Genomic DNA, 15225 nt, shown 5'->3' with positions numbered 1-15225 from the left:
GAAATTAATCGCAATACGACGTGGCTCGGACTAATTTGATTAGGGGGAGCCACATCAATGTGAACGAAGGTACAGCCGCGTCAGTTCTTAATCTCCAAAGCCCGGTTCAGATGCAGTGCGGCGAGTGAGCAGGCTGCGCCTGACAGCAGGTAGAGGCTGACGTAGGCAAGCCCGAAGTTAGCCGACAATCCCAACGCAATCAGCGGTGCAAAACCAGCGCCGACCAACCAGGACAGATCCGAAGTCAGCGCCGCACCTGTATACCGGTACTTCGCAGGGAAGTTAGCGGTTACTGCGCCAGCCGCCTGACCATACGACAAGCCGAGCAGGATAAAGCCAAATAACAGGAAAATGTTTTCGCCACTTTCGCCCGCCTTCATCAGTGTGGGTATAAAGGCACTGAGTGCAGCGATCAGAATGGCGAGTGTCCCTAAGGTATTACGACGGCCAATTTTATCGGCAATGAGGCCTGAAACCACCACCGATATCGCCATCAGGAAGGCGCCGGCGACTTGCAAGTAAAGGAAGTCACTAAGGCTGCGGCCGGAATACAGGGTAATCCAGGACAGCGGGAAGACCGTCACCAGATGGAATAAAGCATAGCTGGCCAGCGCGGCGAGCGCACCTATTAATACGTTGCGACCCTGAGTGCTCAGCAACTCTATGATGCCTACCGGTTGCAATTCACGTTCTTCCAGTAAATGGGTGTATTCATCCGTGGCGACCAGACGCAGGCGGGCGAACAGGGCGACTACATTGATGGCAAACGCAACATAGAAAGGATAGCGCCAGCCCCACTCAAGAAAATCGTCCGGCGACAGATTGGATAACATAAAGGCAAACATACTGGCTGCCAGGATGAAGCCGGTGGGAGCACCCAGTTGTCCCAGCATCGCGTACCAGCCACGCTTGTCTTCCGGTGCATTCAATGCCAGCAGGGAAGGCAAGCCATCCCAAGTACCGCCCAGCGCGATGCCTTGACCTATTCGCAACACGGAGAGCATCACAATGGCCGTGACGCCTATGCTGGCGTAGGTAGGTAGAAAGGCAATGCCAGCAGTCGAAAAGCCCAGCAGCACCAAGGCGATGGTCAGCTTTGCTTCACGTCCTAAATGTTGCTGCACAGCCATAAAAATCATGGTGCCTATGGGGCGTGCTAAAAAGGCAAAGGAAAAAATGGTGAACGCGTACAGTGTGCCTTCGAGGCGATCTTCGAAGGGAAAAAATACTGAAGGGAATACCAGTACCGAAGCAATGGCATAGACGAAAAAATCGAAATACTCAGATGTGCGACCTATAATGACCCCGATCGCGATTTCGCCGGGGTCGACAGAGGTATCCGCATGATCACCACGTTTGGGGGTACTGCCGTGGGCAGAAGGGTGGTTGGCGTACAGTGCGCCATTGTGGCTGCTGATGTTAGGCATAGTCGTCTCCGTCATCGTTGTTATGTCGATGGACGCAGTCGGCAGCTTTTCCCATGCAGGCAGAAAGGGTAGGACAAAACGTCCAATCGCTAATGCTTATCAGTGAGAGTACATTACCACATATTTACGTTCAGACTGGACTTTTCCTGTATGTTTTCTCAATTAGCTCGTCGCGGAATACTGCTGTTGCCCGCAATAATGATGGCTGGATGCAACACAATTGTGATGAATCCATCCGGAGATATTGCCGCTCAACAGAGTAAGCTCATTGTCATTTCGACATTGTTGATGTTATTGATCATCGTACCGGTGATTGCACTGACCTTCTTTTTTGCCTGGCGTTATCGTCAAAGCAACACTGAGGCACAGTACGAACCGGATTGGGATCATTCTACGAAACTCGAACTGGTGATCTGGGGTGCTCCTCTGTTAATCATCATTGCTTTGGGTATGTTGACATGGATTACCACGCATACTCTTGATCCATATCGAAAGTTGTCGCGTTTGGATGAGACACGTGCGATTCCTGCTAATGTCAAACCAATCACGGTTGAAGTCGTTGCACTGGACTGGAAATGGTTGTTTATTTACCCAGAGCAAGGCATTGCAACGGTCAACGAACTGGCAGTGCCGGTCGATGTGCCGATTCATTTCAAAATTACTGCATCGACAGTAATGAACTCTTTCTACATCCCGGCACTGGCGGGTCAGATCTATGCGATGCCTGGCATGCAGACTGAACTGAATGCGGTGATCAATAAAGCGGGTGATTACGAAGGTTTTTCCGCGAACTACAGCGGTGCAGGTTTCTCAGATATGCGTTTTAAATTCCGTGGTCTGAGCAACGACGATTTCGCGCAATGGGTACAGGCAGCGAAAAATACTCAGCCTGCGCTGAAGCGTGCTGAATATCTGGAACTGGAAAAACCAAGTATCAAAGATCCGGTTCGCCGCTACGCGACCGTTGAGGCTGATCTCTATCATGCCATTCTGAATCGCTGTGTTGTTGATGGCCAGGTTTGCATCGACAAGTTGATGAGCACGGATCTGAATGTGAAGAGTGCAGCGAATGGTAAGTTCTCCAATTTACTGGCGCAAAACCAGCAGGCCGGCCGTGGTCCGCTTGCTGAAATCTGCACGACGCCAACCACAACCACCGGAAAATAAAGATGTTAGACCAAATTGATTTGACAAAGCTGGTGCTTGGCCGCCTCAGCTGGGAAGCGATTCCCTTCCATGAGCCAATTCTGATTGCGACATTTATCGGCGTCCTCTTCGGTGGCGCCGCTGTACTGGGGGCACTGACTTACTTCCGCTTATGGGGTTACCTGTGGCGTGAGTGGATCACCTCGATTGATCACAAACGTATCGGTATCATGTATATGATACTGGGTCTGGTCATGCTGTTGCGTGGCTTTGCGGATGCGCTGATGATGCGTGCTCAGCAGGCACTGGCATTCGGCGATTCAGCCGGCTTCCTGCCGCCGCATCACTATGATCAGGTATTCACGGCGCATGGCGTGATCATGATTTTCTTCGTTGCGATGCCGCTGGTGACAGGTTTGATGAACTACATCGTACCTTTGCAAATTGGTGCACGTGACGTCGCTTTCCCTTTCCTGAATAACTTCAGTTTCTGGATGACGGCCTTCGGTGCCGTGCTGGTGATGGTATCGCTGTTTGTCGGTGAATTTGCGCGTACCGGCTGGCTCGCGTATCCACCGTTGTCTGGTATTTTGGGTAGCCCGGATGTGGGGGTGGATTACTATATCTGGTCCTTACAGATTGCCGGTGTCGGTACCTTGCTGTCAGGCGTGAACCTGATTGTGACTATCATCAAGATGCGTGCGCCTGGTATGAATCTGATGAAAATGCCGGTATTCACCTGGACTGCGCTGTGTACTAACGTATTGATCGTTGCTGCTTTCCCGGTACTGACCGCTGTACTGGCGATGTTGTCGCTGGACCGTACTTTTGGCACCAACTTCTTCACCAACGACATGGGCGGCAATGCCATGATGTATGTGAATCTGATCTGGATCTGGGGTCACCCAGAGGTATATATCCTGATCCTGCCTTGCTTTGGTGTGTACTCTGAAATCGTATCTACTTTCTGCAGCAAGCGTCTGTTTGGTTACACCTCGATGGTGTACGCAACGGTGGTGATTACTATCCTGTCTTACCTGGTATGGCTGCATCACTTCTTCACCATGGGTTCCGGGGCGAGTGTTAACTCCTTCTTCGGTATCACCACGATGATTATCTCGATCCCAACTGGTGCGAAGATATTCAACTGGTTGTTCACGATGTACCGTGGCCGTATCCGTTTTGAAGTACCTATGCTGTGGACGATTGGCTTTATGGTGACCTTCGTTATCGGCGGTATGACCGGTGTCTTGCTGGCGGTTCCACCTGCTGACTTTGTCTTGCATAACAGTCTGTTCCTGATCGCTCACTTCCATAATGTGATTATCGGTGGTGTGGTGTTTGGTGCGATGGCGGCGATCAACTTCTGGTTCCCGAAAGCCTTCGGTTACAAGCTCGACAGCTTCTGGGGTAAATGTTCATTCTGGTTCTGGTGTATCGGCTTCTACTTCGCGTTCATGCCACTGTACGTGCTGGGCCTGATGGGTGTGACACGTCGTCTGAGTCACTTTGATGATCCATCGCTGCAGATCTGGTTCCAGATCGCTGCTTTCGGTGCGGTACTGATCGCGCTGGGTATCGGTTCCTTCCTGGTACAGCTGGTCGTCAGTTACCTGCGTCGTCATGAAAACCGTGATGTATCCGGTGACCCATGGGGTGGCCGTACGCTGGAGTGGTCGACTTCTTCGCCACCACCTGCTTACAACTTCCCATTCACACCACGCGTACATGATAACGACGCATGGGATGACATGAAGAAGAATGGCTATCAGCGTCCGACTAAAGGCTTTGTGGATATCCATATGCCTAAGAATACCGGTGCCGGTTTCGTGATCGCTGCACTCAGCGGCGCATGCGGTTTCGCACTGATCTGGCAAATGTGGATTCCTGCTGTGGCCGCCTTCCTGGTGATGCTGACCGCAATCATAGTTCACACATTTAATTACAACCGCGACTATTACATTCCTGCTGATGAAGTGATCCGCACGGAAGATGAGCGCACACGTTTGTTAGCGAGCTAGGCCTGATATGTCTACAACTACACATAATGCTTTGAACGGAGACGCGGGTTCCCGCTTCTTCGTCCGGAAACATCATCCGGAAAATGGTACTTTGCTGGGTTTCTGGCTGTACCTGATGAGTGACTGTCTGATTTTTGCGTGTCTGTTTGCAGCCTATGCAGTACTGGGCCGTAACTATGCAGGCGGTCCAACCGGCGCAGAATTATTCGATCTGCCGCTGGTAGCATTGAATACTTCTATGCTGTTGCTGTCCTCGATCACGTATGGCTTCGCCATGCTGGAATCCCAGAAAAACCGTCTGGGTACCACCATGGTCTGGCTGGCGATCACTGGCCTTTTTGGCGTGGCCTTTATCAGTCTGGAATTGTATGAATTCATCCACCTGATCCATGAAGGTGCAGGTCCGCAACGCAGTGGTTTTCTGACTTCCTTCTTTGCACTGGTTGGTACCCACGGTCTGCACGTGACTTTCGGTATCGTTTGGCTGGTGACCTTGCTGTTCCAACTCAAGCGTCATGGCCTCACACCTGAAAATCGCCGCCGTCTGATGTGCCTGTCTATGTTCTGGCACTTTTTGGATGTGGTCTGGATCGGTGTATTTACCTTTGTTTATCTGATGGGAGTCTTGCCATGAGCGCACATCACACACATTCCGCACACGGTGATGACCACGCTCACGGTCATCATGGGCATGAAGATCACGGCAGCCATGGCAGCCTGAAAGACTACACCCTGGGTTTCATCCTGTCGGTGATACTGACTGCAATCCCGTTCTGGCTGGTGATGGCAAAAGTGATCCCTGATTCAAAAACCATGGGCATCGTATTGCTGGTATTTGCAGCGATACAAATCGTGGTACACATGATTTACTTCCTGCACATGAACTTCAAGTCCGAAGGTGGCTGGTCTATGCTGGCACTGATCTTCACAACCTTGCTGGTGGTGATTATGCTGGCAGGTTCGCTGTGGGTTATGCATCATATGAACCACAACATGATGCCTGGCATGAATCATGAAACCAAGCCAGAGTCGATAAATCTGGCACCAGCGAAGGACGGACAGAACTCTCGCAATTTGCCATGAGTCTGTCTCCTGTTGAGACCCCGGCCGGAACTGCGGTTCCGGCTGACCAGGATAACCACCCGCGTTCACCTTTAGTGAGAAGCTTACTCACCATCGGTGCGCTGGTGGTTTTTCTTTGTCTGTGCGCACTGGGTAGCTGGCAAGTGTATCGTCTGCAGTGGAAGCTGGATCTGATCGCACGCGTCGAACAGCGCATCCATGCTCAGCCGGAAGCCGCACCAGCCCGTACCGACTGGTCACAAGTCAGCGTGGCCAGAGACGAATACCGTCATGTCAAAGTCAGCGGTGTGTTTTTGCATGCGCAATCGAGTATGGTGCAAGCCGTGACCGAACTGGGTAGTGGCTATTGGTTGCTGACTCCTTTGCGTCAGACCGATGGCAGTCTGGTGTTCATCAATCGCGGTTTCTTGCCCTCTGCGGAGCGTATCAAACAAGAGCTGGCACGTGCTTCGTCCTCTGAAACTCTGACCCTGACTGGTTTATTGCGTATCACTGAACCGGGTGGCGGCTTCCTGCGTCACAATGATGCAGCCGCCGGGCGCTGGTTTTCGCGCGATGTGGCAGCGATGGCCGCCGCACATCAGCTCACCGATGTGGCACCGTATTTTGTCGATGCCGACGCAGCCAGCCAGACTGATGCGGCAGCGCCGGTAGCAGGGCTGACTGTGGTGCGTTTTCAGAACAATCATGCAGTCTATGCGCTGACTTGGTATGCTCTCGCTTTGATGGTCGGATTGGCGTACTGGTATGTACGCCGTACTGACCGGCGTCGCTGAACAAGCTTGTAGCGTTCAGCGCGCATCCACCGAAAGTGAGCCAGATGCGCGATACAGAAAACCATTCCACCTTTGTGATTTTGCCTGACTCAGGCATCAAGGAACTGCAGCATTCAGCCGGGCATAAAAATATGCTGCAGCTGATCCATTTGCGTTGGCTGGCGGTATTCGGTCAGATCTCTACCATCGCCCTGGTCACGCTGGGTTTTGGTATCCATTTGCCGATACTGCCCATGCTGTATGTGCTGGCAGGCCTGATTGCGTTTAACATCGGCAGCCATTTACGCTGGCATGAAGAGGTGCGTGTGTCGAACCGTGAGCTATTGCTGGCCTTACTGGTCGATGTGGCGACGCTGACTGCGCAACTCTATTTGAGCGGCGGTACTGGCAATCCGTTTGCCTTTTTGTTTTTACTGCAAGTGATACTCAGTGCGGTGCTGCTGGAAGCCTGGTCGACCTGGCTGATTGTGGCGTTGAGTACAGCTTGCCTGATGGGTTTGTCGCGCTTTTCTCTGCCGCTGAAACTGCCACCGGATTCAGTCAATAGCCTGTTCAGTCTGTACCGCGATGGCATGCTGATTTGCTTTTTGCTGAATGCGGCCTTGCTGGTATTTTTCCTGACCCGGATTAATTCCAATCTCAAAGAGAGGGATGCGCAATTAGCCGATCTGCAAAAACGTGCAGCGGAAGAAGAACATATCGTGAAGATGGGCTTGCTGGCGTCCGGTGCTGCGCACGAGCTAGGTACACCGCTGGCCACTTTGTCAGTGATTCTGGGCGATTGGCGCCGTATGCCGCAATTCGCTCAGGATGCGGAGTTGACTGAAGAGCTGACAGAAATGCAGCGCCAGTTACAACGCTGTAAGCGCATCGTCAGCAGCATCTTGTTGTCGGCTGGCGAAGCCAGGGGCGAGTCCTCGGTCAAAACCACCATCAATACGTTTCTGAACGATCTGGCCGAAGACTTCCGCGCCACCCGTATTTTGCAGGAATTTGAGTATCGAAACAGCAATCCACATGACATTCCGGTGGTGTTTGATGTGGCACTTAAGCAGATGATATGCAATGTGTTAGATAATGCGCTTGAAGCATCACCACATTGGCTGGCATTTGATGTACAGCGTCAGGAAGAGGTGCTGACCTTGCTGGTTACAGATCGCGGGCCAGGCTTCCAGCCGCATATCCTGGATAAGCTGGGGCAGCCCTATCAATCGACCAAGGGTCGCGCCGGCAGCGGACTGGGTCTGTTCTTTGTGGTGAATGTAGTTCGTAAGCTGGGTGGGACGGTCTCTGCCAGAAACCGTCCCGAAGGTGGTGCTGCTGTTGAAGTCACACTGCCTATTTCTGCACTGAAGCTTTAAGAGGTAACACCTATGTCAGAGAATCGTCTGTTGCTGATCGTGGAAGACGATACTGCATTTGCGCGCACACTGGTGCGCTCGTTTGAACGGCGCGGCTATACCGTTTTGCATGCGGACAGCCAGGAGCAGGTGTCCGCGTTGCTGGCTCAGCATAAGCCGCGCTATGCGGTAGTTGACTTAAAACTCAATGGCAATGCTTCGGGGCTGGCCTGCGTACAGATGCTGCATAAGCATGACGAGGCCATGCTGATCGTCGTGTTGACAGGCTTTGCGAGTATCGCGACTGCGGTTGAAGCTGTGAAGCTGGGTGCATGTCAGTATCTGGCTAAACCTTCCAACACGGATGATATCGAAGCAGCCTTCGGCCATGTGGCGGGTGTGGCTGAGCCTGAATTGAGCAATCGCTCAACGTCAATTAAAACCCTGGAGTGGGAGCGCATCCATGAAGTGTTGGTGGAGGCTGAATTTAATATTTCTGAAGCCGCACGCCGTCTTGGTATGCACCGTAGGACGCTGGCGCGCAAACTCAATAAACAGCAGGTGAAGTAAGCTGAGGTTAGAAGCCGTGTACCAACAATGCGCTCAGCGCTGGTACAGCGCGGGACGAAGAATTTCCATATAGGTTTCAGGTTTGCCTAATGTCTGGAAACCGAATTGCTGATACAGACCGCGTGCATTGCTGCTGACCAGAACAAAGCGCCGTAAGCCTTGCAGGGCAGGATGACGAAAGACAAATTCCAGCAATTGTTTGCTGTAACCTTGTCCACGGTACTCAGGGAGCACAAACACATCCAGCAGATACGCAAAACTCGCGTGGTCAGTAATCACACGTGCGAACGCGATTTGCTGTCCCTCTGACCAACCGCCAAAGCATAGTGAATGTTCCATGCCACGTTGAACGGTATCCAGCGGAATCCCCTTTGCCCAGCTTGATTCCTCGGACAAAAAACGATGGATCATGGTGATGTCCATGCGTCGCAGATCGTCTGAGCATTCCATCTTTAGTCCTCTGTCTGAAGTTTGCCGCCGCTGACCCGCTCTATGCCTGCCAGATCGCGCCAGCTTTGTACTTCTGTGTATTGATGCTGCAGCAGTAAGGCACGCACGGCATCGGCCTGATCATAGCCGTGCTCCATCAACAGCCAGCCATCTGCTGATAAATGTTGTCTGGCTGTACTGACGATATGACGGTAAGCACTGAGTCCATCCGCATGATCCGTCAGCGCTGACAGCGGCTCGAACCGCAGATCACCTTGTGATAAATGTGGATCATGTTGTTCGATGTATGGCGGGTTGCTGACGATGGTGTTAAATCGTTGAGACCCCAGTGCAGAGAACCAGTCACTCTGCAACAGCTGAAATGGCTGCTGACGATTAGTGGGTAATAAGCGGGTTGCATTTTGAGTGGCGATTGCGAGCGCGTCGGTACTGATGTCGATCGCACTGACGGCCAGATCCTCACGTTCATGTGCGATGCTGATCGCAATCGCGCCTGAGCCGGTACCCATATCCAGCAAGCTGCTATTGTGCGGTGCATGCTGCAAGGCCAGTTCTACCAGCAACTCGGTATCGGCGCGTGGTATCAGCACGGCGGGGGAAGTCACAAAAGACAGGCCAAAGAATTCACGTTCACCTAGTATGTAAGCCATAGGCTCACCAGCCAGGCGGCGGCCAATCAGACTCAGCAAATGCGTTCTGGCAGTGCTTGTCGGAGACTGATCGGAATGGGTGATCAGCTGGATACGGCTTTTGCCTGTCGCATGCATCAGCAGCATACGTAGTTCCAGCTTATCCAATGGTACTAAGCGCTCATAGTCCGCGAGGCTCAGACCATCTTGCTGCCAGGCTTGCATCAGCGGCGATCTCCGAAAATACTGCTGCGTTTGCGTTGTAACATGACGCTCGCGGTAGCAACTGCGCAGATCAGAAACCAGACCATGGCCCAGCCCGGAATGGATAAACCCAGTATCGGTTCATACGGGGTATCGCATAAGCCGTCGGCGCGGAAAAAGTCCGGCCACCAGACCGATAAGAAAATTTTATTCAAGCCGGTTTCCAGCGGATCAATACCACAGGACAGTTGAGGATTCGCCAGCACATACAAATGCTTGCCAGCGACGCCAATTCCTGCGAGTGCCGAAGCAAACGACAAACCAGCCGCTACCCGACGGCCTTTTTCTGGCAGAACCGCAGCCAGCAATGCAAACAGACCTATGCCCAGGAACGCATAGCGTTGCAATACGCACAGAGGGCAGGGCAGCATTTGTTCAACCAGTTGCAGATACATTGCTGCAGCCAGAACAGCCAGGCAGCTTGCCGCCACAGCCAGTAATACGAGTTTGCTAGAACGCATGAAAATCATCCGGAAAATGAAAGCGGATGCCAGCTTACACGTTTTTTTCTGTCAGCGTGATAAAGCAATGTAAGTTGGCATGAGTCGTTTCTGTGTTACACGATTGTGTCTGCCATGCGTGGCAGTCAGACGTTGGACGACTTAATCGTCACCTAGTTCCGCCAGTAATTCGGCCTGATGTTCTGCAATCAGTGCATTACTGAGTTCTTCCAGATCACCATCCATGATGAAATCCAGTTTATACAAGGTCAGGTTGATGCGGTGATCCGTCATGCGGCCTTGCGGATAGTTGTAAGTGCGTATGCGTTCGCTGCGGTCACCTGAACCGATCAGGCTCTTACGGGTTGCTGCTTCTTTCGCCTGTTTTTCCCGCAGCTGGATATCCATGATGCGGGTGGCCAGCACGCGCATGGCCTGGGCCTTATTCTGATGCTGACTGCGGCCATCCTGGCACTCCACCACGATCCCGGTCGGTAAGTGTGTCAGGCGCACGGCAGAATCGGTTTTATTGATATGCTGCCCACCGGCACCGCTGGCGCGGAAGGTGTCGATACGCAGGTCGGCATGATTGATGACCACATCAGCCACTTCGTCCGCTTCCGGCATCACGGCGACGGTACAGGCCGAGGTATGTATCCGGCCCTGGGTTTCCGTCGCCGGCACCCTTTGTACGCGGTGGCCACCAGACTCGAATTTCAGTCTGGAGTAAGCGCCGAAACCGGCGATACGCACAATCACCTCTTTATAACCACCCAGTTCAGAAGCCGATTCCGACATCATCTCTACCTGCCAGCGGTTACGTTCAGCAAAACGGGTGTACATACGCAGCAGGTCGCCGGCAAACAGGGCTGCTTCATCACCGCCAGTACCGGCGCGGATTTCCAGCAGGATGTTGCGCTCATCATTCGGATCTTTAGGTAGCAGCATTTTTTGCAGATCATCTTCCAGCGTCAGCATGGTTTGCCTGGCGCTTTCGATTTCTTCCTGTGCAAACGCCTTCATATCCGGGTCATTCAGCATGTCCTGCGCTTCCAGGATGTCGGACTGTGCCTGCTGATAGTTTTTGTACAAAGCAACCAGAGGATCCAGTTCCGCATGCTCACGATTGAGCTTGCGGTAAGTATCCATATCATTGGTTGCGCCTTCCTGCATCAGCAGGTGACCGACTTCATCGAGGCGTTCAGCCAGCTGATCCAGCTTGGCGAGCATAGAGGGTTTCATAGGCAGGGCAGATAAAAAACAGAGACATGGCCGTGTGGCCTGAGAGCAGTCAGCCCAAGGCGGCTGACCAGGAGAAAGTGCACTAACGTTTAGTACGGAATAACTGAGGCAGCAGACTGGCCAGGCGCGCGCGTTCGTCTCCGCTGGCCTGATGCAGCGCCTGTTGCGGGCCATGCAGGAATTTGGCAGTGAGACCTTTGGATAAGGCTTCCAGCACCAGATCGATATCTTCACCACGCGCCAGCATTTTGCGCGCACGCTCCAGTTCTGCGAGGCGCAATTGTTCGCTACTCTCATGCAGATCCTGAATTACAGGCACCACGGCGCGGCCATCGATCCAGTGCATAAACGACTGTACGCGGGTTTCGATGATGGCTTCTGCCTGTGCAACGGCAGCCTGGCGGTTTTCTATGCCACTTTGCACGACGCTGCCGAGGTCATCGACGGTATATAAAAAGACATCGTCGAGCTGAGCGACTTCAGGTTCAATATCACGTGGTACCGCCAGATCGACCATGAACACCGGACGGTGCTTGCGCGCTTTAACCACGCGCTCAACCAGTCCCAGACCGATAATCGGCAAGGACGATGCGGTACAGGACACGATGATGTCGAATTGCGCTAATTGCTGCGGTAAATCAGCCAGGCGGATCGCCTTGCCGTTGAAACGGTGGGCCAGTGCTTCACCGCGTTCCAGCGTGCGGTTGGCGATGGTCAGTGATTTAGGATTTTGTGCGGCGAAATGGGTTGTGCACAGCTCTATCATTTCACCTGCGCCGATGAACAGCACGTGCTGGTCTGAAATCTTATCGAAAATTCGTTGCGACAGCCTGACCGCTGCAGCCGCCATCGATACGCTGTGCGCGCCGATTTCTGTTGTACTGCGCACTTCCTTAGCGACCGCGAAAGTACGCTGGAACATCTGGTGCAGATAGGTGCCGAGACCGCCAGCCGCTTCGGCCTGGCGTACCGCATCCTTCATTTGCCCCAGGATCTGCGGTTCACCCAGTACCATGGAATCGAGTCCGGAAGCGACACGGAAAGCGTGACGCACTGCATTGTCTTGCGGCAGGGTGTACAGATGCGGACGTAAATCCGCATACGGTAAGTGGTGAAAATCTGCCAGGAAGCGTGCTGTGACATCGACCGGATTGTCGAGGCCGGCACAGGCTGCGTACAGCTCGGTACGGTTACAGGTAGATAAAATAGCTGCTTCAGTTGCACCGGATGTCTGCACCTGTCTGGCACCAAACCACGCGCGCGCAGCCACTACCGCCTGAGCAATCTGATCAGGAGCAAAGGCGACTTTTTCGCGCAGTGAAAGGGGCGCAGTCGTGTGATTGAGGCCGACGGCTGAAAGGTGCATGCGTATTTTTCCAGGATAAGTTGGCATTATAGCGCTTAGTCCCGGTGTTTTCCGGTTTTGCTGCAGTTGATCTGCCTCAAACTATGAGTCCAGGCAGTCTGATGTGGAAGGTGGTTCCCTCATTGGGAGCACTGACAAAGTCGATACTGGCATAGTGTCTGTCTAGTACCGCTTTGACAAAAACCATGCCTAGGCCCACACCATCATTCTTCGGTTGTTCAGTCGTTTTGAAGCGTTGGAAACGCTGGAATAGCTTGCTTTGTTCAGCGCGCGCTATGCCATAGCCCTGATCCTGTATGCTACAAATGATGGTCGCGTCAGCCAGATTGCGTTCCAGCTTCAGGCTGCAGGTGATACTGGTATCACGCGGACTATACTTGATCGCGTTTGAAATCAGGTTGGTCAGCACGCGCGTCATCAGCGAACGGTCGATACGGACCAGATATTCCTGATCGGGAATTTGCATTTTGAAACGGATGTTTTTACTGTGCGCCAATGACCACATCTCCTCCGTCGCATCCAGTAACACATCCTGGAAATCGACTTCTTCATAGCGATAATCCTGAGATTCTGCACGGGCCAGTTGTACAAAATTATCGGCCAGCCCCAGCGTGATTCTGGATGCTTTTTCTATGCGTGACATGAATTCCTCAATCGGCAAGGCCGTTTGCGGCTCTTTTTGCATTTCCAGTAAGGCCAATATTGAGGCTTGCGGTGAACGCATGTCGTGCGAGATGAAGTGCAGCGTTTCGTCGCGGCTGCGCTCAGCGGCGCGGATCGCGGTGATATTCACCATGTTGACGATCCAACCCACTAATTGCTTATCGGCGTTATAGGCGGGCGCACTTTTGATCAGCAAATCTTGTCCACGCGGATCCCGCACTTCAAAACCCTGGGACATGGACTTGGTCAGCTTGATGTCCAGAATGTCCCACCAGCTAAAGTTGCGGCCATCACTATGGTCAAAATTGGCGGGTGCTGACATATTGGCAAACAGATAGGGTACCAATGCATCATTGACCTTGGGCTGACCGATGCCTGCAAAATACGCGCGTGCCGCCTGATTAGATAACAGCACATTGCCATCGGTCGTGGTGACCATGGTTGCATCCGGCAGACTGGCCAGACTATCGCTAATGAACTGACGCAGGTCACGCACCCGGTTTGCCGCAAGATGTACATCCTGTATGCTTTTTTCCAAGGTATCGGTCAGTTCGATAGAGGTGTTCTCTTCATCATCCGTGAATTCCGGCAGCAGATGCGGCTCTTGCTCCAATAAATTAAATTCCGCTGCCAGATATTTAATCGCGGCTTCCAGCCTGCGCCAGCTCCAGAGTGGGTAGGCCAACAACAGAGCAATCACGGCTGGCGACATCGGTACCCAGTAAGCCTGCCAGCGCATGAGTGCCAGACTGGTGCTCAGGCTCAGCAGTATCATGGCTAAGGTGGAAATCAGCGCTTTGCGTGGCGACAGGAACTGATAGGCGCTCAGGGTCAGCATCAGTAGCAGCATATTCCACATGAGTATTTTCCACTGTGGCGCAAACTGTATCGCTTTTTCATTGAGCAGCCCGGCAAGGACGTTGGCATTGATTTCGACGCCGGAAATGACGCCTTCATTGCCTGTGACCGGTGTTGGATACGAGTCTGCCATGCCAAGCGCCGTCGGGCCTACGATGATGTATTTACCTTGCAATAAGCTGGCAGGAACTTCGCCGCGCATGACGGAAACGTAGGGAACCGATTGGAAATGTCCGCTACTGCCAGCAAACGGGACATGCATCTGAAAATCACGCTGCCAGCTGTTTTCTGACTGCCCAACATTTCTGACCGAGGCTGACAGCCGGTCACCGGGTAAATATTTCTCAGTGCCGGGGGCGATATTTTGCCCGACATCTTTCATGGCAAGCGCAAAGTGCGGCCACCATTCGCCCTGCATGCCTTCACGCAGAAACACGCTGCGCGCTATACCATCTTTATCGAGCTCCAGATGGATATGGCTGAGCTGACGTGCTGCATTGGCCAGAACAGACACAGGCTTGGCTGTGCTCAGGCCTTTACCGGCACTTTCGGACACCAGTGGCAAAACTACCTTGTTACTTTGTTGGATGGCCTCTGCCAGTTGCTGGTCACCACCGGCTTGCTGGGTATCGCTAACAGCTTCTGCTTCGGTGAATAAAATATCCAGCCCTACCGCTGCCGGTTTTGCGGCATTGATTTGATTTAGTAATTGGGCATGGTGGACACGCGGCCAGGGCCAGCGCCCTAGCTCAGTCAGGCTGTAGTCGTCGATCGCTACAATCAGGATGTCGTCCCGCGCTGGCTGGGTATTGAGTTGCATGATGCGGTCATACAGCACCAGATCCATACGCTCAGTAAGCCTGAATACACTAAGCGCAGCCGTCAGAGCGAGCAGCAAAATACTGAGTACCAGCCACTCGCGGAATGCTATTTTCTTTATCTGCAATTTT

At 52.8% G+C, this 15225-nt stretch carries 14 protein-coding genes; 7 read left to right on the top strand and 7 right to left on the bottom strand.

What is annotated here, in order from left to right; genetic code table 11:
• Positions 1-80: 80 nt before the first annotated feature.
• Complete coding sequence (locus H8K47_RS13490) at positions 81-1427, bottom strand: MFS transporter (RefSeq protein ID WP_186881937.1); 1347 nt, start codon at positions 1425-1427, stop codon at positions 81-83.
• A 150-nt stretch (positions 1428-1577) separates the two neighbouring features.
• Between H8K47_RS13490 and cyoA the strand changes: the two genes are divergently transcribed.
• From cyoA to H8K47_RS13455, 7 genes are read left to right on the top strand one after another with little or no spacing between them, the layout of a single operon-like run.
• Positions 1578-2594 (top strand): ubiquinol oxidase subunit II, encoded by a 1017-nt coding sequence (cyoA, locus tag H8K47_RS13485; RefSeq protein WP_186881936.1) that lies wholly within the window; start codon positions 1578-1580, stop codon positions 2592-2594.
• A gap of 2 nt (positions 2595-2596) precedes the next feature.
• Entirely contained in the window at positions 2597-4594 is a 1998-nt protein-coding gene (gene cyoB / locus H8K47_RS13480) for a cytochrome o ubiquinol oxidase subunit I (RefSeq protein ID WP_186881935.1), read from the top strand.
• 7 nt (positions 4595-4601) lie between these two features.
• The gene (gene cyoC / locus H8K47_RS13475; RefSeq protein ID WP_186881934.1) at positions 4602-5228 is read left to right on the top strand and encodes a cytochrome o ubiquinol oxidase subunit III; all 627 of its coding nucleotides are present in this window, start codon (positions 4602-4604) and stop codon (positions 5226-5228) included.
• Entirely contained in the window at positions 5225-5677 is a 453-nt protein-coding gene (gene cyoD, locus H8K47_RS13470; protein WP_186881933.1) for a cytochrome o ubiquinol oxidase subunit IV, read from the top strand. Before cyoC ends, cyoD begins: the two co-directional genes overlap by 4 nt.
• Positions 5674-6453 (top strand): SURF1 family protein, encoded by a 780-nt coding sequence (locus H8K47_RS13465; RefSeq protein WP_186881932.1) that lies wholly within the window; start codon positions 5674-5676, stop codon positions 6451-6453. The genes cyoD and H8K47_RS13465 overlap by 4 nt, the downstream gene beginning before the upstream one ends.
• 44 nt (positions 6454-6497) lie before the next feature.
• Positions 6498-7814 (top strand): ATP-binding protein, encoded by a 1317-nt coding sequence (locus H8K47_RS13460; RefSeq protein ID WP_186881931.1) that lies wholly within the window; start codon positions 6498-6500, stop codon positions 7812-7814.
• A 12-nt stretch (positions 7815-7826) separates the two neighbouring features.
• Positions 7827-8363, top strand: a complete 537-nt coding sequence (locus tag H8K47_RS13455) for a response regulator transcription factor (protein WP_186881930.1) — start codon at positions 7827-7829, stop codon at positions 8361-8363.
• Positions 8364-8396: 33 nt separating this feature from the next.
• Here H8K47_RS13455 and H8K47_RS13450 read toward each other — a convergent pair whose 3' ends face one another.
• The 6 genes from H8K47_RS13450 to H8K47_RS13425 form a co-directional block, all read right to left on the bottom strand.
• Positions 8397-8813, bottom strand: coding sequence for a GNAT family N-acetyltransferase (locus H8K47_RS13450; RefSeq protein WP_186881929.1), 417 nt, complete (start codon positions 8811-8813; stop codon positions 8397-8399).
• 2 nt (positions 8814-8815) lie between these two features.
• Positions 8816-9667 (bottom strand): peptide chain release factor N(5)-glutamine methyltransferase, encoded by an 852-nt coding sequence (prmC, locus tag H8K47_RS13445; protein WP_186881928.1) that lies wholly within the window; start codon positions 9665-9667, stop codon positions 8816-8818.
• Positions 9667-10167: a disulfide bond formation protein B gene (locus H8K47_RS13440; RefSeq protein ID WP_186881927.1), complete on the bottom strand. Its 501-nt coding sequence runs from the start codon at positions 10165-10167 to the stop codon at positions 9667-9669. Before H8K47_RS13440 ends, prmC begins: the two co-directional genes overlap by 1 nt.
• Before the next feature lie 141 nt (positions 10168-10308).
• A complete protein-coding gene (gene prfA, locus H8K47_RS13435) occupies positions 10309-11388 on the bottom strand; it encodes a peptide chain release factor 1 (protein ID WP_186881926.1) in 1080 nt (359 codons plus the stop codon).
• Positions 11389-11470: 82 nt separating this feature from the next.
• Complete coding sequence (gene hemA, locus H8K47_RS13430; protein ID WP_186881925.1) at positions 11471-12754, bottom strand: glutamyl-tRNA reductase; 1284 nt, start codon at positions 12752-12754, stop codon at positions 11471-11473.
• A 76-nt stretch (positions 12755-12830) separates the two neighbouring features.
• Positions 12831-15221, bottom strand: coding sequence for a CHASE2 and HATPase_c domain-containing protein (locus tag H8K47_RS13425; RefSeq protein ID WP_230410209.1), 2391 nt, complete (start codon positions 15219-15221; stop codon positions 12831-12833).
• Positions 15222-15225: the final 4 nt, after the last annotated feature.

It is taken from the genome of Cognatundibacterium rugosum (genome assembly GCF_014284365.1).
Classification (GTDB): Bacteria; Pseudomonadota; Gammaproteobacteria; order Burkholderiales; family Burkholderiaceae_D; genus Undibacterium; species Undibacterium rugosum.
This window is presented reverse-complemented; position numbering and strand designations above follow the sequence as displayed.